The sequence below is a fragment of the Nocardia puris genome, assembly GCF_003315035.1.
GTDB classification, from domain to species: Bacteria; Actinomycetota; Actinomycetes; order Mycobacteriales; family Mycobacteriaceae; genus Nocardia; species Nocardia puris.
In genome coordinates, this window is sequence record NZ_QNRE01000008.1 from 99,220 (window position 1) to 125,893 (window position 26,674).

Here is a 26,674-nt window from a genome sequence, read left to right on the forward strand (position 1 = left end):
TTGCAATCGCGTCGGCAAGGGTCGCTGTGTGCGGCGTTCGTCCGGTAACTTCATGAGCACATACGGGAGGAACGAGGGGCTCGTCATGGTTCGCAGGCAGCGGTGGGCGATCGTGGTGGCAACGATCGTGACGGCGGGCGTACTGGCCGGTTGCAGCAGTGTGGCGGGAACCGCGCTGCCGGGCGAACCGGATGTCAGAACGCTCGAGGTGGGGCCGTACCCGGTCGACCGGCACCGCTACGACCAGGAATCCGGCGGCGCGGGCGCGCTGCTCGAGGGCATGCGGATGAGCGAGGCCGTGGTGCCCACCATCCAGATCGACCCCTCGCTGGTCTACGGCCGAGGCAGCACCGTGGTCGCCGACAGCGAGGAAGCGCTGAAGTTCCTGGCCAACGTGTCCAAACCGGTGCTGGACAACCACGACATGATCGTCGGGTTCGCGGCCAGCGGCGCCGACAAGGCCGACCCGCCGGGCCAGACCCGCCCGGCCACCGACACCACCGCCATCACCACGGTGGTGCTGCGCTTCCGCGACGAGGCCACCGCCAAGCTCGCCGCCCGCGAACTCGAGGACGCCGATATGGGCGTCTCCCCCGACAACCGCAGGCTCGGCTCCACCGAGTATCCCGACGCCTACCTGCACTGGCGTCCCGGTGTCGCCAGCGTGGGCGCGTTCCTCGCGCACCGCGAGTTCGTGATCTCGCTGTACGTCCAGCGCCCGAGGGCCGACAGCGACGATCTGGTCACCTGGGCCGACAAGACTTTCGACGCCCAGGTCCCCGCGCTCGACCGCTTCCAGCCGACTCCGGCCGACAGGCTCGATACGCTGAAGGTCGACCCGGAAAACCTGCTGGCGCGCGTCGTCGTCGACGACCGTTCCGATCTCGAACCCGACGCGCGGGCCTTCGCGATCTTCGACGCGTACCAGGCCATCCACGCGGCCGACGACGAAGCCGCAGTCGCGCGCCTGATCGAGGAGACCGGCACCGACAAGATCGCCGTGGCCGAGGCCAGCTCCGTCACGCGCGCCCGCGACGCCGAGGCCGCCGTGAAACTCCTGGACGGGCTGATCGAATCGGTCTCCGACCTCTTCGACCCGCACCCGGCCCCCAACGACGTGCCCGGTGCGAAATGCTTGCAGCTCAACAGCTCCGGCGATCCGGAACGCGAGTACAAGTACCGCTGCTACGTGCCCTACAAGCGGTACGTCGGCCTGGTGACCAGTGACAAGGAGCCCGACGTGCGCCAGAAGGTCGCCGCCCAGTACGCCCTGCTGGCCAACAGCCTCTGACCCTGTCGGCGCGGCGGGCTACGATGTCGGGACACTGAGCGGTCTGAACGTCCGAGGGGTGGGGGAATCCGTTGGCGAAGTCTGTCATCGCCCGTGCGCGCACGTGGCGACAACTGAAGGTGGAGCTGACAGCCACCGTCGTCGTACCGATACTGGCGGCGTGCGCGTCGACGGTCGGCGGGCACGCGGTGCCCGGTGCGACACCGGTCGACCTGGAGTCGCTGAACGTGGGTCCGTACGCGACCGAGGCGGTGGACTACGAACCGGAATACGACTCCAAGGCCGAGGTCTTCCGCATCGAATCCCGCCGCATGCTGGGCTTTCTCGTCGCGCCGTTCGAGGTCGACCCCAATCTGACGAACCTCGAAGCCACGCAGCTCCTCGAGGCGCGCAGCTCGGTGTTCAGCGATCCGCCGTTCGGGGTGCTGCCGAGCGAGTTCCTGCCGGTCGCCGAACGCAACTATCTGATCGCCGGCGCGGCGACGACTCGATCGAACGGGTCCGTGCGGGAACTGAAGAACATGGTTCACACGGTGATGCGGTTCCCCTCGGAGGCGTACGCGCGCACCGCCTCCGCCGAGTTCGCCACCGCGCTCGGCGAACGCGTCCCCGGGCTGCGCCAGGTGCCGCTGCCCGGTCACGACGGTCTCACCGTCGTCACCGCCAACGACCAGAAGGGCTACGTCTTCGCCGGCCGCGGGTCCTACGCCGTCGTCACGATGGTGACCATGGCGCGGCCCGATATCGACGCGCTCACCGGCCAGTTCCGCAAGCTGATCGACCTCCAATTCGAGCGCCTGGACGCCAACCCGCCGACGCCGATCGACGAGATCCTGGACCTGCCCCAGGATCCGGAGGGCTACATGCGGCGCGTCCTGCCGCCCGGGCCGAGCGAATACGCCACCAGCTATGAGGAACTCGTGGGCGTGTACGGCCCCGCGCAGCAGATCCACTTCGAGCACGACGGGCCGGGTGCGAAGCAGATCTTCGAGGAGACCGGCGTCGACCTCGTCGGCCAGCACGACGCCCGTCTCTACCGGGCCCGCGACGCGGAGGCGGCGTTTCGCCTGCACACGTTCCTGTCCCAACCGGGCAAGGACGACGAAGAGGTAGACAACCCACCCGGCATCACCGACGCGCGCTGCCTGGGCAGCGAACTGCGCGATCCGATCCGCGACACCAAGTTCCGGTGCGTCCTGGTCTACGGCCGCTACGTGGCGGTGGTGTTCGCCAATACTCAGGGGTTCGGGTTCGATCCCTCGCTGCATCAGCGTGCGGCCGCGCAGTATTCGATGCTGGCGAGGAGCGAGTGACCATGACGAACCGCCCGCGCAAACTCGCCTACGCCGCGATCGCCGCGTTGATCGCCGTCACCACCGCCTGCGGTGACGGCGACGATCCCGCCATCGCCGCCGCCGTCGACACCGCCCAGCTCGATCCGGGCAACTACCCCACCACACCGCGCGATATCGAAGGGCAGCGCACCGCGGCCACCGGCTCCCTCCAGGAATCTGTGCGGCTCGGAGAGCACGTGCCGCTGATGTTCGATATCGACCCGCGAATGATCCACGGCGCCAGTTCGTCGTCCGCCAAGCACATTTCGGCCGAGCGTCCACCCAGGATCGGCGATGTCGAAACCTTCAACGAACGGGTGCCGGGGCTCGTCGCGGGCTGGCGGACCGGTGGCTCGCAGCGCGAGGGAATGACGCCGGGTCTGTCGGCCTCGTCCTGGGTGATGCGGTTCCAGACCGCCGCCCAAGCCGAACACGCTGCCGACGTCATCTCCGCGGAGGAGAACAGGCAATATCCGCCGAAGGGGGAGCTCGACATCCCCGGGTTCCCGGCGGGGCGCACCTTCCACAGCCAGTACGACGCCGTCCAGTCCTGGACGCCGCACAACGAGTATCTGCTGTACGTCTACGTGTCGAACAGTCTCGCCACCCCGCCCGACCACGTGCCACTGCTCGACTTCGCCAAGAAGGTGTTCGACGCCCAAGTCGAACGTCTCGCCGCGTATCAGCCGACGCCGGCGGATCAGCTCTCGACCGTCCCGTCCGACGTCGACGGACTGCTGGTCCGAACCTTGGCACCCGAACGCGCCGGCACCTACGACGACTACAGCGGCGTCTACCCGGTCCAGGTGTACTTGCACCTGGAAGCGCGCCCCGACCTCGCCGCCCGCGCCTACCAGGACGCCGGCGTCGACTACGTCGCGATCAGCGGCTCCACCCTCTTCCGCGCATCGGACGCGGCGGCCGCGGAACGCCTGGCCGCCTTCCTCGTCACCGCCGAGACCGAGATGACCCCCGACGCGAGCCCACCCGGTTTTCCCGGCGCCAAATGCGTGAAGGGTGACGAGGGCACGCCGACGGCCCCACGCCCGATCGTCGACCGCCTGTGCTTCCTGCCGGTGGGCCGCTACGTCGCGGCGGTGGTGTCGACCCAGCCGCAGGACCTGCACCAGCGACTGTCCGCCCAGTATTTGCTCCTGGCCGAGAAATGATGAGTCACCGCTGGTCCGCCGGGGTTCGGCCGTACTGGGTCCACCCGATCCGTCGAGTAGTATCCGGCGAGAACACGGCCGGGGCTGGGTGGAGAACGACGCGCGCCGGACTGGGATTGCCCTGCGCCGAGCCGGCCGGACGTTTCGAACAGGGGGAAGCATGAGGTTCCGTGGGCTATCGACCACTCTGATCGCCGTGACAGCGGCCACGTGTGTGGGCTGCGCGTCCACGATCGCGGGCAATCCGTCGCCTGGCTTGACTCCGGTGGACATCGAATCACTGGCGACAGGCGTGTTCACGCCCGAGCCCACCGCGTACGACCCGGATTATTCGATCCCCCTGATCCGCAGACTGGACGCCTATCGCATCCTCGCCAAACTGGTGCACTCGTATGAAGTCGACCCTGAAATTGATGAACTGGGGACAATCGAGGTTTTCGAGAGTCCCGGGGTGATGATCCAGGAGGATACCTTTCCGCCAAAATATGAACGCGCCTCGGTCGACAATAGACTGCTCTCGGGGGTATACGTCTCACGCATCAACGACAGTCTGCGTAGCCGCAAGAAACTGATCATCTCCGTGCTGCGGTTCCCGACGGAAGAGCTGAGCCGGAAGGCAGCCGTCGACTTCGACCAGATCACCAATGACGAACCGGGACGACATGTCATCCCGATCGATGGCTACCCCACCGCGCTGACGAGTTCCGCCGATGACATCACGGCAATCTCGTTCATCGCCCACGGCCCGTACGTGATCATGGTCAATGCCGGTATACCGCAACCGGATCAAGCCGCTCTCGCGGAGGTGCTCCGCAAAACACTTTCACTGCAGATACCCCGGATCGACGAATTGGAAATAATCCCGCTGGACGAGATCCTCGACTCACCGATCGACCCGGACGGCATTCTCCGACGCGCATTGCCTCCCGCCAGCGACTACAAGGACTACAGCGACCCGTTCAAGGGGGATAGGGACTTCGGCGCCCTCGCCCCGTCCGCTCAATTGCATTTCGAACGCAACCCTGCAGCGGCAAAACAGGCGTTCGATGAAGCCGGAGTCGATCTCGTGGCCCGACGGGGTGGCGTCGTCTACCGCACCCGCGACCTGGAGGCCTCGTTCGCGCTGCAGTCCGCACTGATGAAGGCGGAACAGAACGATGAGGAACTCCCGCCGCCACCCGGACTACCCGATGTGCGGTGTCTCCTTCTCGAGGAATTGGACCCCGCCCGCTCGTACAACACTACGTGTGCCGTAGTGTTCGGACGTTACGTAGCAGTGGTTTATTGGGCTCTGCCGTACTATTCCCGCTCCACCGCGAACCTATACGAACGGGCTGCGGCACAGTACGCGATCCTGGCGAGAAGCGAGTAACGACTATGCGAATTCACTGCATAGCCCTGGCCACCGTCGCCTCCGCGGCGTTGATCGCCGGTTGCGGCGGTCAGGAAGTTTCGAGCCCGTACGAGTATGATGTCGCGACGCTGAACTCGGGCAATTATCCCACGCAGCCGCGCGACATCTCGACGATGAATCTCGACAAATCCGGACAGCTTCAGGAGGCGGCACGGCTCGGGGCGGTCTTGCCTATCGCGGCCGATATCGATGCCATTTTTTCCTACCGAACCGGCGCCTACATCGATCGCCGTGTGACACCTACACGCTTCCCGACCGGCATGATAGCCCCCAATACGCCAGAAGCGTTCGCCACACTGGCGCCCGGTTTCGTAGCCGGCTGGCAGTCCCATGGAACACGACGCATGGGAGGCGTGGGGAGAACTTTGGAGATGCAGACGTTTCGATTCGAATCTCCTGACCAGGCACGGGCCGCGGCGCCGCGCTTCGCCGACGTTCTCGACCGCGAAGCACCCGGCGAGCAGGCCACGATTCCCGAGCACCCCCAGGCCCGTGCGACATGGTCACCAACCGGAAAAAGTCTCGACAGTCTGCTGGTCCATGACATCTATCTGCTCAGAGTCCGCGTGGAGGAACCGGTCAACGATCCACCACAGATGTCCGCGTTGCTCGAGTTGACCCAGAAGGCCCTGGTGAAGATGGTGGAGGGTCTGCGGAACTTCTCCCCTACGCCTGTCGATCAACTCGCGTCGCTGCCCGGCGACACCGAAGGCATGCTGGCGCGCACCCTCCCGATGGAGGAGTCCAACGCGGGAGACGGCCCCGACCCGTCGATGGTTCTCACCAGGCAAGCTTGGCTGCATTCGGACAACTATCCGCTGTTGAGTAAAGCGGCATATGCCGATGCAGGTGTCGACTTGGTTAGCGTTTCCGGTACGACACTGATCCGCACTCGTGATACGCCCAGCGCCGAACGTCTCGTCGCTGCGCTGATCGCGCGGGCGCCGGAGAAATACCGGACAATCGACAGCCCGCCGAACATGCCGGGCGTGCGCTGTTTCGAACGCAAAGATTTGAACGCCATGGATGTGGTGAGCTATCCAACGCACTGCTACCTGATAAGCGACCGATACGTCGCGTACATCTCGGGTTCCAATACACAGCAAGTGCACCAGGTGACAGCTGCTCAGTACAAGATACTCGAGTGGGGATCGTGAAAATGCGTGGGCTGGCGGACGGTGGTCGCGGCCTCGGTCAGATCCGCTCCCGCCGATCGAGCGGCGCGGGCGAAAGGAACCTGTCAGAAAGACCGTTGGACCAGACACCGCGCTGCTGTCATGGAGCGTGCCCGCGCTGCGGCCCCGGACCTGACGCTATCGGAACCACCCGGTCCGTCGACTATCATCCGGCGGAAGCAATCGGAGGGACGGGGGCAGGGATGACGCACGCTGACCTGGTGGTGCGCGGTTCGCACGTGGACGGCCGTTCCGGAAAGGGCGACAAGTGAGGTTCCGACCGGTACTCACCGGCCTGATCGCGGCCACCGCGGCGTTATCCGTCGGCTGTGCGTCGACGATCGCGGGCACCCCGCAGCCGGGGCTCGCGCCCGTGGATGTGGCGGCACTCAAGACCGGGGCGTACACGCCCGAGCCGAGTGCGTACGACCCCGATATCACCATGATCAACGAGCTGCGGATGGTCGAGGCGCGCAGGCTGCTCGGCTATCTCGTCGCGCAGACGGAGATCGATCCGGAGATCTCCGACGCGGGGCCGGTCGATCTGTTCGTCAACGGCGACTCGATCGTGAGCGAAACGACCTTCCCCGAGACCTATAAGGCGGCCGCCAATGAGAACAACCTGCTGCTCGGCGTGTACTCCTCACGCACGAACGGCAAGTTGCGCGAGCTGAAGAAGCTGATCATCTCGGTGCTGCGCTTCCCCACCGACGCCGAGAGCCGCAGAGCCGCAGAGCAATTCGATCAGGTCACGAACGAACCACGGGACCGCCATCCCATACCGATCCCGTCGCAGTCCGACGCCAAAGTGTCCTCGCGCGACGACATCACCGCCATCGGCTTCGTCGCGCACGGTCCGTACGTGATCATGGTCAACGCGGGCCTCCCGACCCCGGACCGCGACGCGCTCGCCACCTTCGTCGGCACCACGATCGAACGCCAGAAGGCGCGGCTGGACGAGACCACGCCGACGCCGCTGGACGACGTCCTCGACCTGCCGCTGGACCCCGACAGCATCATGTGGCGTGCGCTGCCCGAAGCCCCCGACTACAGCGACCCGTTCATCGGCGACGACGATTTCGGCGTGTACAGCCCGCAGGGGCATCTGCACTACGAGCGCAATCCCGCCGAGATGAGTAAGGCGTTCGACGAGGCCGGCGTCGACCTGGTGGCCCGGCGGGCGGGCATCGTCTATCGCGCACGCGATCTGCAAGGCGCGTTCCAAGTGCAGACGGCACTGATGCAGGCGGGCAAGAACGACGAAGAGCTGCCCGTTCCCCCCGGACTGCCCGACGCACGCTGCCTCAAGCTCGACACCATGATGACCAGCCGCCTCTATGACGCGTTCTGCACGGTCGTCTTCGGTCGCTACGTTGCCGTCGTGCTGGCGAAGGCCAATATGAGCGGCCGGGTCGGCGAAGTCCTGTACCAGCGAGCCGCGGCCCAATACGCGATCCTGGCCAAGAGTGAGTGAGGACGCACCCATGCGATTCGGACGCACCCTGTGCATCGCGCTGATCACCGCGACCACGCTCACCGCCTGCGGCGATTCCGGCGACGACGGACCGGCGACCCCGACGATCGATATCGCCGCCCTGGATTCCGGCAACTTCCCGACCGAACCCCGCGACGTCGAGGCGACCAGGCGAGACGACTCCGGCTACTTCCTCGAGGCGATGCGCATCGGCGCCGTCACGCCGGTCGCCGTCGACATCGATCCGAGGCTCACTTACCAGCGGAGGTACTCCCGATACGACCGCAGGAACACGCCCACCTCCGCGCCGACATTGTTCTCGGTCCCGGAAGAGTTCGAGTTCGGGCAGTTCGCCGAGGGGTTCATCGCGGGGTGGGAAGCCAACGGCGAACGGCGGTCGACCCCGCTGCTCGGCAAGGAGATTCAGACCTACAACCTGCGCTTCGGCACCGCCGCGCAAGCGGAGACCGCGGCGCGCGGACTCGCCGACGAACAGCAGAAGGTCTATCCCGGGGTCCCCGTTCCCATCGACGGGTTTCCCGGTGCGGTGACGAGGTGGTCGCACGAGAAGCGCTACCTCGACGTCTGGCTGCCACACGGCGAGATGCTGCTCGGTGTACATCTCCAGGACCCGGTCACCGAGCCCGCCGATCCGACCGCGCTCGCGGAGATCGCGAAGAACGCGTTCACGAAGCAGATCGAGATGTTGAAGTCGTACGAACCGACGCCGGTCGACCAACTCGCGTCGCTGCCGGTCGATATCGACGGCATGCTGTCCCGCACGTTGCCGACCGCCGAGCGCGACCGGCCCGGCCACGGTCACAGCACCGAGGTGATCGCGACCGACCAGGCCGCGCTGCACTCCGAGAAATCACCCGCGCTCGCCAAGGGCGCCTTCGCCGACGCGGGCGTGGATCTGGTGGCCTCCGACGGCGCTCGGGTCTATCGCACCCGCGACGCCGCCAGCACCGTACGGCTCATCGCCGCGCTCACCGCCATGCGAGCCGACGGATACAAGGAGGCCGACAGCCCGCGGGACATGCCGGGGGTCGAGTGCTTCGACATGTCGGACCCCAAAGGGAGCTGGACTACCACTCCCCCGACGTGCTTTTTGGCCTATGACCGATATGTCGCCATCGTGCAGGGCATCAACCTGCAGGAGGTCCATCAGAAGGCCGCCGCCCAGTACAAGCTGCTGGCGCACGACCGATGAGCGGCGAGGTCCATCGTGAACCCAGAGCGAATCCACGCCCGCGACGTAGGATCCCGCGAGAACACAGCGAAACAACAGGGGTGGCCGTGCCGAAACCAGTGAAGTCCTATCCCGGAAGGATCGCGGTCGCCGCGGTGACGGCCGGCCTGCTGGTGGCCGCCGTCGGCGCGTGCGGATCGGAAGTCCCCGGATCTCCGGTCCGTGTGTCGACCGACGTGTCGACGCTCGACGTCGGCAACTACCCGACCGAGCCTCGCGAGATCGGCAACGCGAAGAACGACCGGGAGGCGCGGACCCGGGAATCCCAGCGCCTCGGCGACTACGTGGCGCTGCCCTTCGAGGCCGACCCCAGCTATGTCGAGGACGCTTGGCACATCAGGCCACACGTCGTCCTCAATCAGAAGGCGCTGGGCACCCTCGTCATCAACGACACGTTCGACGAGGTCGCCGAGGACTTGGTGGCAGGCTGGGTGAACTCGTGGTCGACCGGCGGCCCGGTGGACGCGCCGCGGCGCACCATGAACCTCGCGGTGCTGATGTTCCCCGACGCCGAGACGGCCGCCGAAGTCGGGCCGACGCTCGAGCACGACGACTTCACCTACAACCCGGACAACGTCTCGGTGCAGATCACCAAGCATCCCGGCACCACCGCACACTGGCGGCCTACCGTGTCCTCGATCGGCTCGTGGACCGTGCACGACCGGTACGTCATCTTCATCAAGGTCGTCGACGACACCGCACCGCCCGACCTGCCCGCCCTCACCTCCCAGGTCGAGCGCATGCTCGATGTCCAGGTCCCGCTGCTCGACGAGTTCGAGCCGACGCCGGCCGAGGAACTGTCTCGCGTCCCACTGGACCCCGAGGGCATGGTCGCGCGCACGATTCCGAGCAACGTGGAGTCACCGCTGCGCGCCGACCCGGACGGCTACTACACCGGGCGGGCGGCGCTGACGCTGATGGAGTCGGACTCCGAGGATCTCACCATCCTGCGCGACCACAAGATCGATCTCATCTCCTTCGGCGACGCCGTGGTGTTCCGGTCCGAGACAGGCGACGGGGCCGAAACCCTGTGGGAACGGTGGCGGGAGAATCTGAAGGAGACCGACGTCCGGCGTATGGTCGACTCGCCGACCGGGCTCGGGGAGAACGTCTACTGCTTCGCGGACTACTTCCAGCCCTCCGAAGGCGAGCCCATCCTGCAGATGCATATCTGCACGTTCCAGGTGGACCGGTACGCGGTCCAGCTGGCCAGCAAACAGCTGCAGGACCTGCACCAGAAGACGTCGGCGCAGTACGCGCTGCTGACCAGACCGTAGTCGCGCGGCCCGGTGCGATCACGCGGCCGGGTCGAATACGACACGGCAGCTTGCTAGATTTCACCGGAAGGCTCGTTCGCCGGGCGTTCGACATCGTAAGGAGGACCGAATGGCGTTGCGGCCCGGCGCAATCGTGGGTGGGTACCGGGTTATCCAGGTTTTGGGCGCCGGCGGTATGGGCACGGTCTACCTCGCGCAGAACCCCATTCTCCCGCGCCGCGACGCTCTGAAGGTCCTCAGCGCCGAGTTGTCCACCGACGACGAGTTCCGCGCGCGGTTCGAACGCGAGGCGAATCTGGCGGCTGGGCTGGACCATCCCAATATCGTCACCGTCTACAACCGCGGTGAGGAGGACGGCAAGCTCTGGATCGCCATGCAGTACATCGACGGCACCGACGCCTCCAAGGAGGCGAAGAAGGGTCCGTCGGTCATGACCCCGCAGCGCGCGCTGCGGATCATCGCCGAGGTCGGCAAGGGTTTGGACTACGCGCACCGCCGCGGGCTGCTGCATCGCGATGTGAAGCCGGCGAACTTCCTGCTCTCGGCGCCCGACGAAGGCGACGAGGAGCGGGTGCTGCTCACCGATTTCGGCGTCGCGAAGTCGTCGGAGGACGGCCAAGACCTCACCGCCACAGGCAATTTCATGGCGACGGTGGCCTACGCGTCGCCGGAGCAGCTGATGGGCGAGCGGCTCGACCACCGCTCCGATCTCTACAGCCTCGGCTGCTCGTTCTACCGGCTGCTGACCGACCAGAATCCCTACCCCTCGACCATGCCCGCCGTGGTCATGATGGGTCACCTGCACGAGCCGCCGCCCAAGCTCAGCGCCGCGCGCGCCGGGCTGCCGCCCGCGCTGGACGGCGTGCTGGAGAAGGTCCTCGCCAAGGATCCCGCCGACCGCTACAACTCGTGCCGCGAGTTCGTCCAGGACGCCCAGGCGGTGCTGTACGGCGCGCAGTTCCACGCACCCGGTCCCGCGCACATGACCGATCCGCGCCACCCGACGCAGGGCGGGTACACGACCGATTCACGGCATCAGACGCACAGCGGATACACCACCGGTCCAACGCATCAGATGTCCGGCGGATACGGGACCGATCCCCGTCACCAGGTCACGTCCTACCCCACCGAGCCGCGCACGTCGGCGCTGGGTTTCGGCGCGCCCCCGGATCAGAGCACCGTCGAGACCGCCCGCAACGGCCGTGACACCGGCCGTTCCAAGCGGCGCAAACTGCTGATTCCGGCGATCGTCGGCCTGGTGGTGGTGACGGCGGTCGCCGCGGGCACCTTCTTCCTCACCCGTCCCTCCGGCGACAGTGGAGGCGGCGGCGCCGATCTCGCCCAGGTCCGTGCGGACAATCCCCAGTTCGACGGAAAGACGCTGACGGCGTTCAACTTCGGCAACGGCACGCTGTCGGTGGTGCTCACGCCGAGCGACCAGTCGAAGTTCCTGCAGAACATCGGATTCACCTACAACACCGAGTTCAAGGCGGTCGGCGAGGAGAAATCACCGCGGCAGTTGTCGGCCAATTCCTATTCGGCCGACGTCGAGACGGATGTCGTGCTCGTGTTCCGCACCGACAGCGCGGCGGGCAACGGCGGACTCGGCGGATTGCCGAGGACGATCCTGAACAGCAAGGCGAAGATCGTCGTCATCGATGAGTTGTCCACCGTGCAGGCGTTCCAGGTGTGGACCGACCAGTCCGAGCGTGTGTTGATCGACACTATGGTCCCGGTCATCGCGAAAGTCGTCACCCAGTAGGCGTGGTAGCGCGGATTGACTGCTGGCGCGACCGCCACCTAATTCGGTAGGGTGTTGCCAGCCAGCCCCAACTCGCCAGTCAGTGGCAGCGAGCAGGGGGAAGGAGGGGAGCACGGAGCTGGCGATGACCAATGCGACGCCGCCGCGGTCTCAGGTCTCGGGGGGTCACATCCAAGCGTCCTCGGTGCCGACGGACGCTCAGACCTCGGATGAGTGAGCGCGACGCACGGGGCCAGCGAAACTTTCCGAAATTCGATGGAACCGATCCGACCGGCGTGACGTCCAACCTTATGAACCGGTCAGCTGACAAGAGCCGCTGACCTTGATCAGAGCAGGAGCAACCGCGATGAGCAATGGAGTAAATACCGATACAGCGGCACTCAGCGTCAAGGCGAAGGAGTTCCGGGAGCAGCACGACAGCCTGATGATCGCCATCCGGACGCTGAAGGCCGACGAGGACGCCGTCACCAACGGCGCCAACTGGCAAGGCGCCGCGCGTGACGCGTTCAACGCCTTCATGGAGCGGTACTACTTCCAGGCCGACAAGATGAACGACAAGCTGATGGAGACTGCCGACAAGCTCCTGAAGATGAGCGGCTCGTTCAACGACCAGGACCAGGACCACGCCGCCAAGGTGCAGGCCCAGGTCTCCAGCCTCGACCTGCCCGCCGTCTGATACCGCTCGCACCTCACGACAAGGAGTACATAAATGTCGGAACGGAATATCTCAGCCAATTTTGAGGGCGTCGAAGCCGGTGCCCAGGCGATCATCAAGCGCGCCGAGGGGATCCGCGACGAGCTGAACGCCTTCCACGCCAAGGTGAAGGAGTTCGTCGGAACCCAGCAAGGTGATGCGAACGACGCGTTCACCGCGTTCCAGCACCAGTGGGACCAGCACGTCCAGCAGCTGCAGGCCACCCTCTCGGGTGCCGGTTCGCTGGTCAGCACCGGCAACGCGGAGCTGCAGGGCACCGACAAGGCGCTCGCCAACCTCTTCTGAGGTCCACGCTCACCAGTTCGGGCCCCGGCTGTTTCAGCCGGGGCCCGAACTGTTTCCAGGGGTGGATCGAGAGAACCGTGCCCCCACTGAGCTATGCGCCGACTGCTCAGTGCGCAGACGTGCGAGACGGCGCCAAACCGGCTGGCCGGCCGGAAATCTCGGTGAGCAGCAACTGCCCGGCCGAGTACGAGTGGGTCGTACCACTCCGGTGAGGTTTCTCGTCGTAGCTGTGCGCCGAGAGTCGCTCCGGCCAGGGGCGATTACGCGGTTGCCCTGCGGCGCACTCGCTGACGTCGACGCCGTTGAACCTGTCACCACCGATTACGCATCTCCCCGTACAAAGGTCCGAGTACCCGTACAAAAGGTCCGAGCCGTGGCACGCCGACCGACAGCACCGCGTCGGGGTAGCTGAGCTACCCGGGAGAAAGCCCCAACGCGGAGGTCGCGCCTCGAGCAACCGGAGAGATCGTCAGCGGCACAACAGCTTTCGGCACCGGAACCCCGAATACGTACCGACCACCCGAATTCGGCGAATCGCCGAAACGACGCGATCGCCGCAACCGCCCGACGGAGATGCTGCGACGACCCGCACGCCCGCCCTGTCTACCTGATCGGCCCGCTGTCACCGCAACTGCTCACCGGACCGATCTCCAGCGCGGCGTCCGCTCTCACCATCGGCACCGACGTCCTACAGCGCGCCCGCAGCGTACGTACCCCCCGGGCAGCAGAGTCCGCCACCACCGAGCAACAGCAGCGTCTATCGCGCGTGCTTCACGCCCGACACCGAACCGAAACGATCACGGCACCACTTGAACGGTCGCCGCGAGTTCTTCGCAGGTGGTCTGGAATTCGGTCCACGTATTGCCGACGTACTGGCACCCGATGCTGACCTGGATGCCGCGCTCGACAATGACGTGCCACTGCACGATCGAGCCGCCCTCGGGACGTTCCAGGTAGGCGAGGCCGGAGCGGCCACCGAAGACGACATCCCGGCGCAGGTCGCTCATGGCGGGCCGCTCCCGCATCTGGGCTTCGAGATTGGCGGCGACCTGGGCGTAGCCGGCGTCGGCGGCGACCGGGGTCTGGACGATCGTCATGCGGAACCGGCTGCCGTCGACCGGGGAGAGATCAACACGGGTGGCTTGGGCCGTGGTGGGGGCGCCGAGTTTCCAGCCCTCCGGGACCTCGAAGCGCACGCGGCCAACGGTTTCCTCCCCCGCCCCGGACGCGGAGGTCGTCGGTGCGGTGGAAGGCGACCCCGCTCCCGACGGCGCGGCGGATTGCGTCGTCGTGGGTGCCGAGGCGGTGGCATCATCGTCGGAACCGCCGAACACCACCACACCGCCCACCACGACCGCCGCGATCACGGCGACAGCGCCGGCGGCGGCGAGAGCATACTTCGCGGTGGGGCGCGGCGGCGACTGCGCGGCGGCACGCTCACGCAGCGGCTGCAACCACTCGTTCGACGGCAGGGCGGGCGCGGCGGTGGGCCGGTACTCGGGCTCCACCTGTGCACCCCGCACCAAGTCCGGGCCGGCGACGGGACGGATGCCCGTCTCCTCGCCGCAGACCTGGTGCACCACCGCGCGGATCTCCTCGAGCTTCGCCGGATCGGACATCCCGACCAACTGCACGAGATCCGCGGGCCCGCCCTCGAGCAAGCGGCCGAGCAGGGCGGCGAGCGCCTCGGACGCGCGGTTGTCGACGCCGAGTTCGGCGAGCGCGAGGTTCGGCTCGTACTCGCACGCCTCCAGATGCACGCCTTGGTGGTCGCGCGTGACGGTGGAGGCGGTGGTGGCGACGGCGCCGAACTCCAGCACCGCGGTACGCCTGCTGCGCACGGTGCCGTCGTCGGAGGCGACGGCGCGCACCGCCATGTCCTCGAACACCACATCGTGGGCGAACCGGTGTGCGGCCGCGGCGACCACGGCGCGGCGCTGCCCGCCCCATTCGGTCGGGCACACGATCGTGATGCGCTCACACGGCGCCGTGACACCGAGGTTGTCCAGCGCCGTCCCGATCACGGCGGTCAGCGACTCCTCCACCGAAGGCACCCGGGGCAGCAGGGCGATCCGGTCGGCGGGCACGAATTGCGCGGCCGAACTCACCTGCGCGGCCGGGTTCAGTGCTTCGCCGACAACGAGATTCCCGTTGCTGCCGAGCACGACCGAGGGCGGGGCGTCCCAGTGCGTGGCGGGGCCGCGAGCCCAGATCCGCGCCTCCGTCAGAACCAGTTCGACGGTGGGCATCACTCGGCCGCCGGCATCCAGCCGAGCTGGATCAGTTCCTGCGCGTTGCGGGTGATGAACGTGCCGCGGCCCGGGGGCAGCGGGCTCGGGCGGACCGTGCCCATCAGCACGCCCTCGTCCTTCGGGCAGCTCATGATCAGGCCCGCGGATCCGAGGTCCTTCATACGCGCCATGCTCGCCTCGTACATGGCGCGGCTGGCACCACCGGCGCGGCGGGCGACGATGACGTGGAAGCCGAGGTCGCGCGCGTGCGGCAGGTGCTCGACCAGCGCCGAGACCGGGTTGCCCATGGAGGTGGCGACCAGGTCGTAGTCGTCGACGATGACGAACAGCTCCGGACCGCTCCACCACGACCGCTCACGCAACTGCTGCGGCGTCACGTCGGGGCCCGGCGTGCGCTTGGCGACGTAGGCGGCCAAGTCGGCCATGTTCTGGGTGAACTGCGGCGATGTGGAACCGTATCCGGCGAGATACCCGTCCGGCACCAGGCCGAGCATCGTGCGGCGGTAGTCTCCGAGGATGAAGCGCGCCTCGTTCGGCGAGTTCGCCGCGGCGATGCCCTCGATGATCGACCGCAGCAGCGTGGTCTTACCCGACTCCGTGTCACCGATGATGATGAAGTGCGGGCTCTCGTTGAAGTCGAGGTAGACCGGCGCCAGCTCGGATTCGTTGATACCGATCGGGATTCGCAGATTCTTGACGCCCGAGTTGAGCTGCGAGGGCCAGTTGCCCGCCATCTGCAGCAGCTGCTCGCGCGGCAGCATCTCCGGCAGCATGCGCGCGGCGGGCGCGTGCCTGCCCGGGGTGAGGCGGGCGATGGTGGCGACCGCGTCGGCCACGGCCTGGCCCAGCGTCTCGGGGTTCGAGCTGCCGTCGATGCGGGGCAGACCGGTGAGCATGTGCAGGCAGTCCGGGGTCATACCGCGGCCGGGGCGGCCCATCGGCACCAGCGCCGCGAACTTGCGGCCCAGGTCGGAGTCCATCGGGTCACCGAGACGCAGCTCGATGCGGGTGCCGATCTGGTCCTTGAGCGCCGGTCGCGCCTCGGCCCAGCGGGCCAGCGCGATCACCACGTGCACGCCGTAGGAGAGGCCCTGCACGGCGAGGTTCATGATGGGCTGTTCCAGCGGATCGAAATCCTGGCGGATGGAGCCGAAACCGTCGATCACCAGGAACACGTCGCCGAACGGGTCCTCGTGCGCGCCCGCGGCGGCGGGGCTGCTGGAGGGATCCATCGAGCGCAGACGGCGGAACTCGGCCATCGACTCGATGCCGAGCTGGCGGAACCGCGCCTCGCGCTGGCGCACGATGGTCGTCATCTCGGCGACCGTGCGGCGCACCTTGTCCTCGTCGAGACGGCTGGCCACCGAACCGACGTGCGGCAGGCCCTGGAGGCTGGAGAGCGTGCCACCACCGAAGTCGAGGCAGTAGAACTGCACCTGCTCGGCGGTGTGCGTCATGGACAGCGCCATGATCATGGTGCGCAGCGCGGTCGACTTACCGGACTGCGGGCCACCGACCACGGCCACGTTGCCGCGTGAACCGGACAGGTCGACGACCATCGGGTCGCGCCGCTGGTCGTAGGGGCGGTCGACGATGCCGATCGGCGCGCGCAGTGTGGCGACCGCCGAGTACTCGCCGGTGAGGATGGAACGCGGGATGAGCTGGTCGAGCGTGGACGCCTCGTCCAGCGGCGGCAGCCAGATCTCGTGCGCGGGACGGCCGTGGCCCCGGATGCGGGAGACGAGCATGTCCACGTTGGAGATCTTCTCGCCCTCCTCGTTGCGGTGCTCCTCGGGCTGGGCGTTGGACTGCGTGGGCAGCGGCACCCGGTCGATGGCACGGAAATCCACGTGGTGGGCGGTGAACGGCCGTGCCTTCACATCGATCTCGCCGCCCGCGACGCCCGCCTGGGTGACCTCGCGCTGCGAACCGCCGCCGACGTAGGGCCCGGAGACATAGGACGCCTGGAAGCGCCGGATCTCGCCGGAGTCGGACTTGAGGTAGCCGCCACCCGGGCTGTTGGGCAGGTTGTAGGCGTCGGGCACGCCGAGTACCTGGCGAGATTCGTTGGCGGAGAACGTCTTCAGGCCGATCCGGTAGGACAGGTGGCTCTCCAGGCCCTTGAGCTTGCCCTCTTCCAGGCGCTGCGAGGCCAGCAGCAGGTGCACGTGCAGCGAGCGGCCCAGGCGGCCGATCATGACGAACAGCTCGGCGAAGTCGGGGTGCTGGGTGAGCAGTTCGGAGAACTCGTCGAGCACCACGAACAGCGCGGGCAGCGGGTCCAGGTCGGCGCCGGCGGCGCGCGCCTTCTCGTATTCGGAGACGTTGGCGAAGTTGCCCGCCTGGCGCAGCACTTCCTGGCGGCGGTTCATCTCACCGGCCAGGGCGTCCTTCATACGGTCGACGAGGTCGGCTTCCTCTTCCAGGTTGGTGATGACGGCCGCGACGTGCGGCACACCGTCCAGGCCGAGGAAGGTCGCACCACCCTTGAAGTCGACGAGGACCAGGTTCAGCTGGTCGGGTGAATGGGTGGCGAGCAGGCTGAGCACCAGCGTGCGCAGGAACTCCGACTTACCGGAACCGGTGGCGCCGATGCACAGGCCGTGCGGGCCCATACCGCTCTCGGCGGCTTCCTTGATGTCGAGTTCGATCGGCAGGCCCGCGGCGTCCAGGCCGAACGGGACGCGCAGCCGCTCGCGGCCGTAGCGCGGGCGCCAGGCGCTCTCCGGATTGAAGGTGCCGATGTCGCCGAGGTTCATCAGCTGCGCCCACGACGAGATCACCTCGGCGTCATCGGTTTCCACATCGCTGCTGCGCTGGGTGGCGGCGCGGTAGGGCGCGAGGCGGCGGGCGGCCTGCTGGGCCTGCTGGGCGCTGATCCGGTCGATCGTCGCGAACCGCTCCTGGTTGCCGGTCGCGCCGCGGCCGACGCACTCGCCGTTCTCGATCACCATCTTGATACCGCGCGACACCGCCAGGCGCGGCGCGTACCCGCACAGGTCGATGAGGGTGACGCCCTCGTAGCCCGATTCGCGCAGCTGGTCGTCCTCGGCCTCGAGCAGGCCGCCGTCGACGACGATGACGAGCTGCACCAGGTTCGCGTTGGCGGGCTGGTTGCGGGAGTAGCGGACGCGGTTGGCCAGCAGCGGCTGCAGGCCCGCCATCGCCTCCCGGATGGAGCCGTAGAACATGCGCTGCGAGCCGATGCCGTCCTGGGCGTCGGGATGCTGGGTGTGCGGGAGCCACTTGGTCCACTCCCACTCGCGGGCCGTGTCGGGCCCGGCGACGACGGCCACCAGCACCTGGTCAGGCCCCTGGAACATGCACAGCTGCAACAACATCGCGCGCACCATGTCGCGCGCCTGCTCGCGGTCGCCGTCGAGCGCGATGGTCGCGAAGCCCTTCACGGCGATGGCCGTCGGCAGGTCGGGCACGGTGGAGTGGGCGCGCACGAAGCGGCGCAGCGACACCGCCGCGATCGGCTCGAGCTCCTCGACCGGGCCGGTCTCGGGGGCGACCAGCCGGGTGGCCAGGCGCTGGCCGCCGATGCCGATGCGGGCGTGGCAGAAGTCCTTGTCCCCCGCGCGGCGCTCCCACATGCGGCTGGTGCCCGCGAGCATCCAGATCAGACCGGGCTCGGGGTGGCTCCACTCCACCGAGGCGCGCTGCTGTTTGGCGGTCTCGTCGACGTCTTTGCGGACCTGGTCCAGATAACGCAGGTAGTCCTTGCGGTCCTCGTTGGCCTCGGCGGCCTTCTGGCCCTTGCCCCCGCCCTGGCCCGCGAACATGCCGACCATGGAGAACAGCATCATGACCGGGAACATCATCATCATGGGGTTGGACGCGATGCCGCTACCCTGGGTGAACAGCAGCGCCATCATGCCGACCATCGCCACGATCATGACGACCGGCATCATCTTCATGAGCAGGTTGCCCGGTGTGACCCGGGGGATCTCGGGTGGCGGCTGCAGCGTCACCTCGCCGCCGGGCGTGCGTGGCATCTCACGACGCGCACGACGCTGGAACCGGACAGTGCTCATCGGATGAGATCCCCCTCTACGCAACCTGCAAGTTCGGCCTCAGTGTAGAGGCCACCGCCGACATGTCGTACAGTTCGACCTGCATTCTGCTGCCCGGACGCCGGGGTCGCAAACTCGCTGCCCGGCGCGCGGGACGGCGAATACTCGACGTAGAACACCAGGTTGGGGGAAGTTTGACGCACGCGCGACTTGACCACATCGATGAAGACTCCTCGCGCGGCATCGTGCGCGCGCCGGACCTGGCCCGGGTGACCATCCTGGCCAAGCACACCCAGGTCGACATGGCCATTCCCGTGGACGTGCCGGTCGCGCTGGTGATCCCGAGTGTCGTCGACATGGTCGCCCAGCACAGCAGGACCAACGACTTCGACAACGAGGGCGAGCGCTTCGAGCCCGCCGAATGGGTGCTCGCCCGCATCGGGCACCCGCCGTTCTCCAACTCGCTCAGCCTCGGCGAGCACGGTGTGCGCGACGGCGAGCTGCTGATGCTCGAGAGTGCGTCGCACACCGCCCCGACGCCGCTGTTCGACGACATCATGTACAACGTCGCGATCGCCGACGCCGACCACTACCGCAGCTGGACGCCCAAGACCGCGCGCATCACCGGTTCGGTGCTGGCGGCGCTCACCATGCTGGTCGGCTGCCTGGGCCTGCTGCTCGCACCCGACGAGATGCCGGTGTGGGTGAGCGGTTCCATCCCGCTGGTGGTGGCCATCCTGCTCGTCGTCGCGGGCATGGTGCTGAGCAGGATGTACGGCGACACCGCGACCGCGCTGGTGCTGGGCGGCTGCGCCCTGCCCGCGGCGTTCACCGCCGGAATGCTCTATGTCCCAGACCATTACGGCTGGGCGCACCTGCTGCTCGGCTCGGCGCTGCTCGGCGCGACGGCGATCCTGGCCTGGCGCGTCACCGGCGTCGGGCTGGCGCTGTTCATCGGCGTCTCCGCGCTGGCGGTGTACGCGGTGCCCGCCGCCCTGGTCGGACTGCTCACCGAGCAGCCCGTCAAGGCGATCGGCGCGGTCGCCGCGGCGCTGGGCCTCATCGGGCTCTCGCTCTCGCCGCGGCTGTCGATGCTGCTGGCCAAGCTGCCGCTGCCGCCGGTCCCCTCCCCCGGCACCCCGATCGACCCCACCGAGGACGATCCGGACGACCACCGCGCGCTGCCCACCATGGAGGCGCTGCGGGTGAAGTCCGAGCGCGCCCGCATGTACCTGGCCGGTCTGGTCGCCGCGACCACACTGGTCACCGTCGTCGGCGCGCTGGCCGCGACCGATCCGCAGGGGAACCAGCCGTACTGGCAGGGCATCGCGCTGGCGCTGGTGTGCGCGGTGGTGCTGATGTTCCGCAGCCGGACCTACGCGGGCGCCGAGCAGGCCGTCGTGCTGATCGCGGGCGGTGCGTCGATCGTGCTGATCATGCTGGTCGCGATGAGTTTCGAGATGGACATGCCGCTGGCGGTGTTCGGCGCGGCCATGCTGATCCTGGTCGTCGCGCTCATTTTGGGCATCATCATCCCGAACCAGTCGGCGACCCCGCCGATGCGCCGCGGTGTGGAACTGCTCGAGTACGGCTTCGTGGCCGCGGTGCTGCCGCTGGTGTTCTGGGTGACCTCGCTCTACTCCCTCGTCCGCGGGCTGTGAACGCGCGACTGCGCGTCGCCGCGGTGGCGGTGACGCTGGGTATGTCGGCGTCGTTCGGCACCTTCTCCGGTCCCGGCGTCGCGCACGCCGACCGTCCACCCGCGGTGAATCCCGCACTGCGTCCGGCGGGCGATCCGGCCGCGCCCCCGGAACCCACCGAGCGCCCGCCGAACTCGAACTGCGCGGATATCGTGATCGGCGGTGACGGTCCGACGATCCCCGAGGCGCAGCGCGCCCTCAATCTGGAGCGGGCCTGGCAGTTCTCCAAAGGCGCGGGCCAAGTGGTCGCGGTCATCGACACCGGTGTGGCCAGGCATCCGCGGCTCCCCGGATTGGAAGCCGCGGGTGACTACGTCGCGGCCGGAGGTGACGGCACCGAGGACTGCGACGGGCACGGCACCTTCGTCGCGGGCCTGATCGCGGCGTCGCAGGTGCCAGGACAGGGTTTCGCGGGCGTCGCGCCGGAGGCCAGGATCATGACGATCCGCCAGACCAGCAAGATGTATCAGAAGGAAGGCGCGAGCCGGGACAAGGGCCCGGACGAGCTGCCCGACGGGTACGGCAACCTCGCCACCATGGCCTCGGCCATCGTGCGCGCGGTCGACCGGGGCGCCACCGTCATCAATATCTCCGAGGTCTGGTGCGGCACCGCCAACGATCTGGACGGCGCGATCGGCGCGGCGCTGCAGTACGCGGTGGACCGCAACGTCGTCGTGGTGGTCGCGGCGGGCAACGACAACGACAAGTGCCGCAACAGCAGCCCGATCGATCCGCTCGATCCCACCGCCGATCCGTGGGAGAACGTCTCGATGAACGTGAGCCCGGCCCGCTGGGACGAGTACGTGCTGGCCGTCGGTTCGATCGACAGCAACGGCGCGCCGTCCAGCTTCACCGTGCCGGGCCCGTGGCTGAGCGTCGCCGCGCTGGGCGAGAACATGATCTCGCTGAACCCGCGCAGCGACGGCACCGCGAAAGGCGTGGTCGACCAGCGCGGGTCACAGGGGCCGATCAGCGGGACGAGCTTCGCGACACCGTTGGTGGCGGGCGTGGCGGCGCTGGTGCGGGCTCGCTTCCCCGAGATGAGCGCGCGCGAGGTGATCAAGCGCATCCAGGCCACGGCGCACGCGCCGGCCGAGGGCTGGAATCCGTATATCGGGTACGGCTCCGTCGACCCGCTCGGCGCGCTCACAGCCGAGATCCCCGACGAACTGCCGCCGAAGCAGCCGACGCCGGCCAAGAGCACCCAACTCGCCGTGCCCCCGCCGCCGGTGCCGCCGGACAACACCGCACGCAACGTGGCGTTGATCGGTACGGGCGCGATCGCGGGTGCGCTGATCCTCGGATACCTGGCGTCGTTCCCGATCAGGAGAAGATTCGGCGTCACGTCCGACGACATGTGAGACGGTGAACGGGCCCGCGTGAAGTGAATTCGCGCGGGCCCGTTCGGTGTTCGGGGCGTGGCGCACAGCAACGACCGCGTGCCTCGTCCGAATCTCCGGCGTTGCGCGGGGGAACAACAAGGCATCGTGCCTTCCCGGACACGTCGCGCTTGTCGCGCGCGAAGGGTCTCGTCCGACCCCGACCTCCGTCAGCCCCTGCCCCGGGGAGTGGAGCCGCTGGCCCGACGCGCTCCACGCGCGGCTCGAGCCCAGAAGCCGACGTGGCCGACAGACCGGGCATCTCACGCACCGCCACACGAAAACGCCGCACCGGCAAGAACTCCCGGTGCGGCGTCCGAATACTCGACTCAGTTGCTGTTCTGGTTGCCCACCGGCTTGGGCGCGGGTGACGGGTCGGGGGCGACACCGTCGTGGGCGACCATCGCCTCCTCGCGGCCCAGCGTGGGCCCGTTGGCCAGCAGGCCCACGATCGGCCACGGCGCGGGCTCGGGGGTCACGCCCGCCTCCGCGTCCAGACCGAGCGCCTTCTGGGCGGCGGCGTTCTTGATGCCGTAGCGCACGCCGGTGTCGGCGACGTAGAACATGCTGTCCTTGCGCTGGCTGTCCTCTTCGATGCCGGTGGTCTGCACGAACGCGCCGGTGCCCGGCGGCACGTACACCGTGTCGGCGTTGGGCCCGGAACCGTCGGCCTTGGCCAGCGACACCGGCTTGGCGTTGTCCGGGATGGGCAGCGTCACGCCGGTGAGGACCGACAGTTCGGCGCGCTTGCCGCCGTCGGTGCTGCGGTCGGCGGCCGGAATGGGCTTCCAGGACATGCAGCTGACCGGCTGGTCCTCGACGTCGACCACGGTGGGCTGCACCCGCGGATAGGTCGACACCGCAAGGGAATCGGCCACCTGCGCGGCCACCTTGTCGGTCTGATCGATCTTGGTGTCGCCCGGCGAGAGGCGGTAGGTGTTGCGGATGATGTCGGCGGTCAGGCGCGACACCGGCTGCAGGCCCTCCTGCAACACCACGTAGTCCTGGTCGGGCTCGGTCGACACCTGCACCACATCACCCACGCGGTGCCCCCCGATCTGGTAGCTCACGCTCGCGCCGGGATCGTTGATCTTGGGCGGAATGATCGGCAGCACTTCGGGAATCGCGTTGATCAGGCCCTCGCTCACCGGGCGCGGGGTGCGGCCGGTGATGCCGAGCGCGTCGGTCACCTTGCGGTCGGTCATGTCGACGCGGGCGCGCTGCTGGTCGTACACCAGGTACGCCTGGTCGTTGACCGTGACGAGCAGCGCCTTGTCGCCCGGCATGGCGCTGGCTTTGTCCCCGAGCTCCGGATCGCCCGCGATGATGGTGGTGGTCATGTCACCGGACCCGTCGACCTTGAGCACATCGCAGACGCTCCAGGCCCGGCCCTTGCCGTCCTTGTCGTAGCGGAGCGCGGCGGGCGCGCCGGGGATGCCGATGAGCTGGCCGCGCGGCTTCTTGCTCAGCTCGGACTCCTTGACTATGACGGCCTTGCCCGCGTCGTCGGCGGCCAGCCGGGCCGAGGCCAGGTTCAGCGCCGGGTGCACCACACCGTCGATGACGACGTATACGCCGCCGGATTCCTTGCCGATCAACAGCGTGTTGCTGCCGATCTTGTCCTGCGGCCGCAGCAGGGCCAGGATGCCGCAGCCCGCGAGGACGACGCAGGCCAGCACCAGACCGACCGCGTAGGCACGCGTCTGCGAGCGCATCGGATCGTGCAGCATTCGCACGTCCCGGCGGACCAGGGCGTGCTCCATTCGCCGCACCAGGAAGCGGTAGCCGCTCACCTGCCAGCGAGTAGTGGGCTTTGAAGGCATGGTTCCTCCCCCGAACAGTGCTCGCGTTCGCCGAACACAGTACAGTTCCCTGGGACTGTTGTTCAGCTCGGCCGGTGCGAACGGTCGATCCGGGTATTTGGGGGACGATGATGGCTGTAGCCACCGGGACCGGGCCGCGCCCGCTCCTCGGCCGTATCTCGCTGCCGAATCTGCTGGTCGCGCAGGTCGTGGGGCTGATCGCCGGGTTGATCGCGGTGCTGTGCGGACTCGACGGCTGGATCGCGCTCGGCATCGCGATCGCCGCCGGTCTCATCCCGCTCGTCCCGGTGGCCAAACGCACGCTGCTGCAGTGGATCACCACTTGGTGGCGCTACCTGACCCGCCGCGAGTACGAGCTCGGCGACACCGTCGACTTCCGCGGCTCCGACGATCGCTCGCTCGGCCTGTACTGGGACGGCAGCCGGGTGGTCACCGTGGTCGAGGTGCTGCCGCCGCGCGGCGGGCTGACCCGCATCTCCAGCAGCACCGTGCTGGCCTCGCACCTGCTGCCGCTGCCGGAGCTCGCGCAGTGCCTGAACCAGCACGACATCCTGCTCAGCGGCATCGACATCATCAGCCACGGCCACCGCAGCCGGGCGGGCACGCCCGCGGGCAAGATCTACGAGTCCCTGCTGGGCCCGCTGCCCGCCACCGCGCATCGCGCGGTGTGGCTGGCGATCAGCTTCGATGCCATCGAGTGCCCCGACGCGGCGGCCCGGCGCGGCGGCGGCAGCGAGGGCGCCTCGCGTGCGGTGACCGTCGCGACGCAGCGCATCATGCGCGCGCTCGAGGACGCCGACTGCAACGCCCGCATCCTGACCGCGCCCGAGATCCGCAAGGCGGTCCTGCAGATCACCGCCGGTTTCGATCCGCGCACGCTCACCCATCGCTGGCGCTACGCCGAACTCGGCAACGCCGTGAACATCGGCAGCGCGGTCGATCCGAAGCACCTCGGCTCGGATCTGCTGTCCCAGCTGTGGGTCGCGCCCTCGCGCGGCACCACGGTCACGGTGCGCCTGCGCCCCGGCAGTTCGGCGGAGTCGGTGACCATCGGCGCCGCCTGGCGTCTCACCGCCCGTGAACTGCCCGAACGCGGCAAGCTCAAGGGCATGGTGTCGATGAACGGCCGCCACCGCGACAGCCTGCTCGCGCACCTGCCGCTGGCGGTGCCCGGCGTCGACGACACCGTCCCGATGACCGAGTACCCGATCGATGTGATCGGCGCGCTGCACCTGCCCTCGTCGGGCTGCGGCCAGCTGATCGGCTCCGACGAGAGCAATCAGGGTGTGGCGGTGCGCATCATCGGCCAGGGCATCTCGACCGTATACGTCGCGGGCGAGCTGTATCTGGCCCAGCAGCTGGTGTTCCGCGCGCTGGCCGTCGGCGAGCGCATCCTGATCCGCACCGACCGCGCGCACGCGTGGGAGAACCTGGTGCAGACCATCGGCAATCCCGAGCGGCTCACCATCGCCGTCGAAACCCACCAGTCCGACGCGGGGTTCACCGCCACCGTGGTGGACGGTGTGCTGGCGCCCGCGCCGCACGCCGGTGTCACCACCATCTACGTGACGGGCGATCCGATGGGCTGGCCCGCCACCCGTCCCGACCTGTCGATCCACCAGCCGGGCGCGATCGGCAACCACGTGGTGCTGCGCACCGGCACCGCGCAGGTGGATCTGACGCTGGTGTCGATCCCGCGCGAGGCCACCTACATCGGCCACCCGCGCGGGCGCCGCGCGATGGCCGGTCAGCCCGGATAGGGGTCGGCGGCCCGCGCGGCGCGCAGATGCCGCCCCCACCAGGCGAGTTGGCGCAGTTGGCGTTCGACGGCATCGAGCGCGGCGCCGTCGGTGGGCGTGCCGGTCGCGTCGAACCGGCGCTTGGCCTGGTGGAAGCTGACGGTCTCGCGCACCGACACCATGTGGATCTCGCCCACCACCTGCCGCAGTTGCTCGACGGCGCGCAGGCCACCGGACAGTCCACCGTAGGACACGAAAGCGATGGGCTTGCCGCGCCATTCGCGCTTGGCGGTGTCCAGGGCGGTCTTGAGCGAGGCCGGGTAGCCGTGGTTGTACTCGGAGGTGATCGCCACGAACGCGTCGGCGGACGCGAGCCGCTCCCGATACGCCCGCACCGCCGGGGTCTCCGTGAGGTCCATGGGCAGCGGTGTGTCGAGGAGATCGAGGACGCCCGTATCGAATTCGGACCTCTCCCGCACGGTGCGCAGGTACCAGGCGGCCACGACCGGCGCGAACCGCTCGGGACGAACACTGGCCACGATGACTTCCAGCCGCAAGGGGGTATCCACGCCGCGATGGTAATGCGGCGGTAGCCGGAGCGACCTCTCGCACGC

The 26,674-nt window shown here is 68.1% G+C and carries 18 protein-coding genes; 14 read left to right on the forward strand and 4 right to left on the reverse strand.

What is annotated here, in order from left to right:
• The first annotated feature begins 52 nt into the window (after positions 1-52).
• The 11 genes from DFR74_RS20595 (at position 53) to DFR74_RS20645 (ending at position 13,148) form a co-directional block, all read left to right on the forward strand.
• The gene (locus DFR74_RS20595) at positions 53-1,291 is read left to right on the forward strand and encodes a DUF7373 family lipoprotein (RefSeq protein ID WP_228790604.1); all 1,239 of its coding nucleotides are present in this window, start codon (positions 53-55) and stop codon (positions 1,289-1,291) included.
• 71 nt (positions 1,292-1,362) lie between these two features.
• Positions 1,363-2,604 carry a DUF7373 family lipoprotein gene (locus DFR74_RS20600; RefSeq protein ID WP_067507292.1) on the forward strand — a complete coding sequence of 414 codons (1,242 nt, stop codon included), beginning with the start codon at positions 1,363-1,365 and terminating at the stop codon, positions 2,602-2,604.
• A 2-nt stretch (positions 2,605-2,606) separates the two neighbouring features.
• Positions 2,607-3,794: a DUF7373 family lipoprotein gene (locus DFR74_RS20605; RefSeq protein ID WP_067507295.1), complete on the forward strand. Its 1,188-nt coding sequence runs from the start codon at positions 2,607-2,609 to the stop codon at positions 3,792-3,794.
• A 196-nt stretch (positions 3,795-3,990) separates the two neighbouring features.
• Complete coding sequence (locus DFR74_RS20610; protein WP_232331701.1) at positions 3,991-5,166, forward strand: DUF7373 family lipoprotein; 1,176 nt, start codon at positions 3,991-3,993, stop codon at positions 5,164-5,166.
• A 5-nt stretch (positions 5,167-5,171) separates the two neighbouring features.
• Positions 5,172-6,365 (forward strand): DUF7373 family lipoprotein, encoded by a 1,194-nt coding sequence (locus DFR74_RS35490; RefSeq protein ID WP_147265863.1) that lies wholly within the window; start codon positions 5,172-5,174, stop codon positions 6,363-6,365.
• A gap of 286 nt (positions 6,366-6,651) precedes the next feature.
• On the forward strand, positions 6,652-7,857 hold the full coding sequence (locus tag DFR74_RS20620) for a DUF7373 family lipoprotein (protein ID WP_067507303.1): 1,206 nt from the start codon (positions 6,652-6,654) through the stop codon (positions 7,855-7,857).
• A 10-nt stretch (positions 7,858-7,867) separates the two neighbouring features.
• Positions 7,868-9,070, forward strand: coding sequence for a DUF7373 family lipoprotein (locus DFR74_RS20625; protein ID WP_067507306.1), 1,203 nt, complete (start codon positions 7,868-7,870; stop codon positions 9,068-9,070).
• An 86-nt stretch (positions 9,071-9,156) separates the two neighbouring features.
• Positions 9,157-10,386 (forward strand): DUF7373 family lipoprotein, encoded by a 1,230-nt coding sequence (locus DFR74_RS20630; protein WP_232331702.1) that lies wholly within the window; start codon positions 9,157-9,159, stop codon positions 10,384-10,386.
• Positions 10,387-10,495: 109 nt separating this feature from the next.
• Positions 10,496-12,148 carry a serine/threonine-protein kinase gene (locus DFR74_RS20635; RefSeq protein WP_067507312.1) on the forward strand — a complete coding sequence of 551 codons (1,653 nt, stop codon included), beginning with the start codon at positions 10,496-10,498 and terminating at the stop codon, positions 12,146-12,148.
• A gap of 346 nt (positions 12,149-12,494) precedes the next feature.
• Positions 12,495-12,824, forward strand: a complete 330-nt coding sequence (locus DFR74_RS20640) for a WXG100 family type VII secretion target (RefSeq protein ID WP_084537478.1) — start codon at positions 12,495-12,497, stop codon at positions 12,822-12,824.
• A 33-nt stretch (positions 12,825-12,857) separates the two neighbouring features.
• Positions 12,858-13,148 carry a WXG100 family type VII secretion target gene (locus DFR74_RS20645; protein WP_067507318.1) on the forward strand — a complete coding sequence of 97 codons (291 nt, stop codon included), beginning with the start codon at positions 12,858-12,860 and terminating at the stop codon, positions 13,146-13,148.
• Positions 13,149-13,945: 797 nt separating this feature from the next.
• On the opposite strand, the gene DFR74_RS20650 is transcribed toward DFR74_RS20645, so the two are convergent.
• Positions 13,946-15,397, reverse strand: coding sequence for a type VII secretion-associated protein (locus tag DFR74_RS20650; protein WP_067507321.1), 1,452 nt, complete (start codon positions 15,395-15,397; stop codon positions 13,946-13,948).
• Complete coding sequence (eccCa, locus tag DFR74_RS20655) at positions 15,397-19,440, reverse strand: type VII secretion protein EccCa (protein WP_067507324.1); 4,044 nt, start codon at positions 19,438-19,440, stop codon at positions 15,397-15,399. The genes DFR74_RS20650 and eccCa overlap by 1 nt, the downstream gene beginning before the upstream one ends.
• Positions 19,441-19,613: 173 nt before the next feature.
• On the opposite strand from eccCa, the gene eccD reads away from it, so the two are divergent.
• Both eccD and mycP read left to right on the forward strand, forming a co-directional pair.
• Positions 19,614-21,080 carry a type VII secretion integral membrane protein EccD gene (eccD, locus tag DFR74_RS20660; RefSeq protein ID WP_067507327.1) on the forward strand — a complete coding sequence of 489 codons (1,467 nt, stop codon included), beginning with the start codon at positions 19,614-19,616 and terminating at the stop codon, positions 21,078-21,080.
• A gap of 41 nt (positions 21,081-21,121) precedes the next feature.
• Positions 21,122-22,480, forward strand: coding sequence for a type VII secretion-associated serine protease mycosin (gene mycP / locus DFR74_RS20665; RefSeq protein ID WP_067507470.1), 1,359 nt, complete (start codon positions 21,122-21,124; stop codon positions 22,478-22,480).
• 347 nt (positions 22,481-22,827) lie between these two features.
• Here mycP and eccB read toward each other — a convergent pair whose 3' ends face one another.
• On the reverse strand, positions 22,828-24,321 hold the full coding sequence (eccB, locus tag DFR74_RS20670; protein ID WP_067507331.1) for a type VII secretion protein EccB: 1,494 nt from the start codon (positions 24,319-24,321) through the stop codon (positions 22,828-22,830).
• 110 nt (positions 24,322-24,431) lie between these two features.
• Between eccB and eccE the strand changes: the two genes are divergently transcribed.
• Complete coding sequence (gene eccE / locus DFR74_RS20675; RefSeq protein ID WP_067507473.1) at positions 24,432-26,081, forward strand: type VII secretion protein EccE; 1,650 nt, start codon at positions 24,432-24,434, stop codon at positions 26,079-26,081.
• On the opposite strand, the gene DFR74_RS20680 is transcribed toward eccE, so the two are convergent.
• Positions 26,069-26,629 (reverse strand): NADPH-dependent FMN reductase, encoded by a 561-nt coding sequence (locus DFR74_RS20680; protein WP_067507334.1) that lies wholly within the window; start codon positions 26,627-26,629, stop codon positions 26,069-26,071. The genes eccE and DFR74_RS20680 overlap by 13 nt on opposite strands.
• Positions 26,630-26,674 lie beyond the last annotated feature (45 nt).

Excerpts from the sequence above, each read along its gene's own strand:
- DFR74_RS20645 (WP_067507318.1), top strand. The coding sequence starts at position 12,858 with ATGTCGGAACGGAATATCTCAGCCAATTTTGAGGGCGTCGAAGCCGGT.
- DFR74_RS20640 (WP_084537478.1), top strand. The coding sequence starts at position 12,495 with ATGAGCAATGGAGTAAATACCGATACAGCGGCACTCAGCGTCAAGGCG.
- DFR74_RS20635 (WP_067507312.1), top strand. The coding sequence starts at position 10,496 with ATGGCGTTGCGGCCCGGCGCAATCGTGGGTGGGTACCGGGTTATCCAG.
- mycP (WP_067507470.1), top strand. The coding sequence starts at position 21,122 with ATGTCGGCGTCGTTCGGCACCTTCTCCGGTCCCGGCGTCGCGCACGCC.
- eccB (WP_067507331.1), bottom strand. The coding sequence starts at position 24,321 with ATGCCTTCAAAGCCCACTACTCGCTGGCAGGTGAGCGGCTACCGCTTC.
- eccE (WP_067507473.1), top strand. The coding sequence starts at position 24,432 with ATGGCTGTAGCCACCGGGACCGGGCCGCGCCCGCTCCTCGGCCGTATC.
- DFR74_RS20650 (WP_067507321.1), bottom strand. The coding sequence starts at position 15,397 with ATGCCCACCGTCGAACTGGTTCTGACGGAGGCGCGGATCTGGGCTCGC.
- DFR74_RS35490 (WP_147265863.1), top strand. The coding sequence starts at position 5,172 with ATGCGAATTCACTGCATAGCCCTGGCCACCGTCGCCTCCGCGGCGTTG.
- DFR74_RS20605 (WP_067507295.1), top strand. The coding sequence starts at position 2,607 with ATGACGAACCGCCCGCGCAAACTCGCCTACGCCGCGATCGCCGCGTTG.
- eccCa (WP_067507324.1), bottom strand. The coding sequence starts at position 19,440 with ATGAGCACTGTCCGGTTCCAGCGTCGTGCGCGTCGTGAGATGCCACGC.
- DFR74_RS20625 (WP_067507306.1), top strand. The coding sequence starts at position 7,868 with ATGCGATTCGGACGCACCCTGTGCATCGCGCTGATCACCGCGACCACG.
- DFR74_RS20595 (WP_228790604.1), top strand. The coding sequence starts at position 53 with ATGAGCACATACGGGAGGAACGAGGGGCTCGTCATGGTTCGCAGGCAG.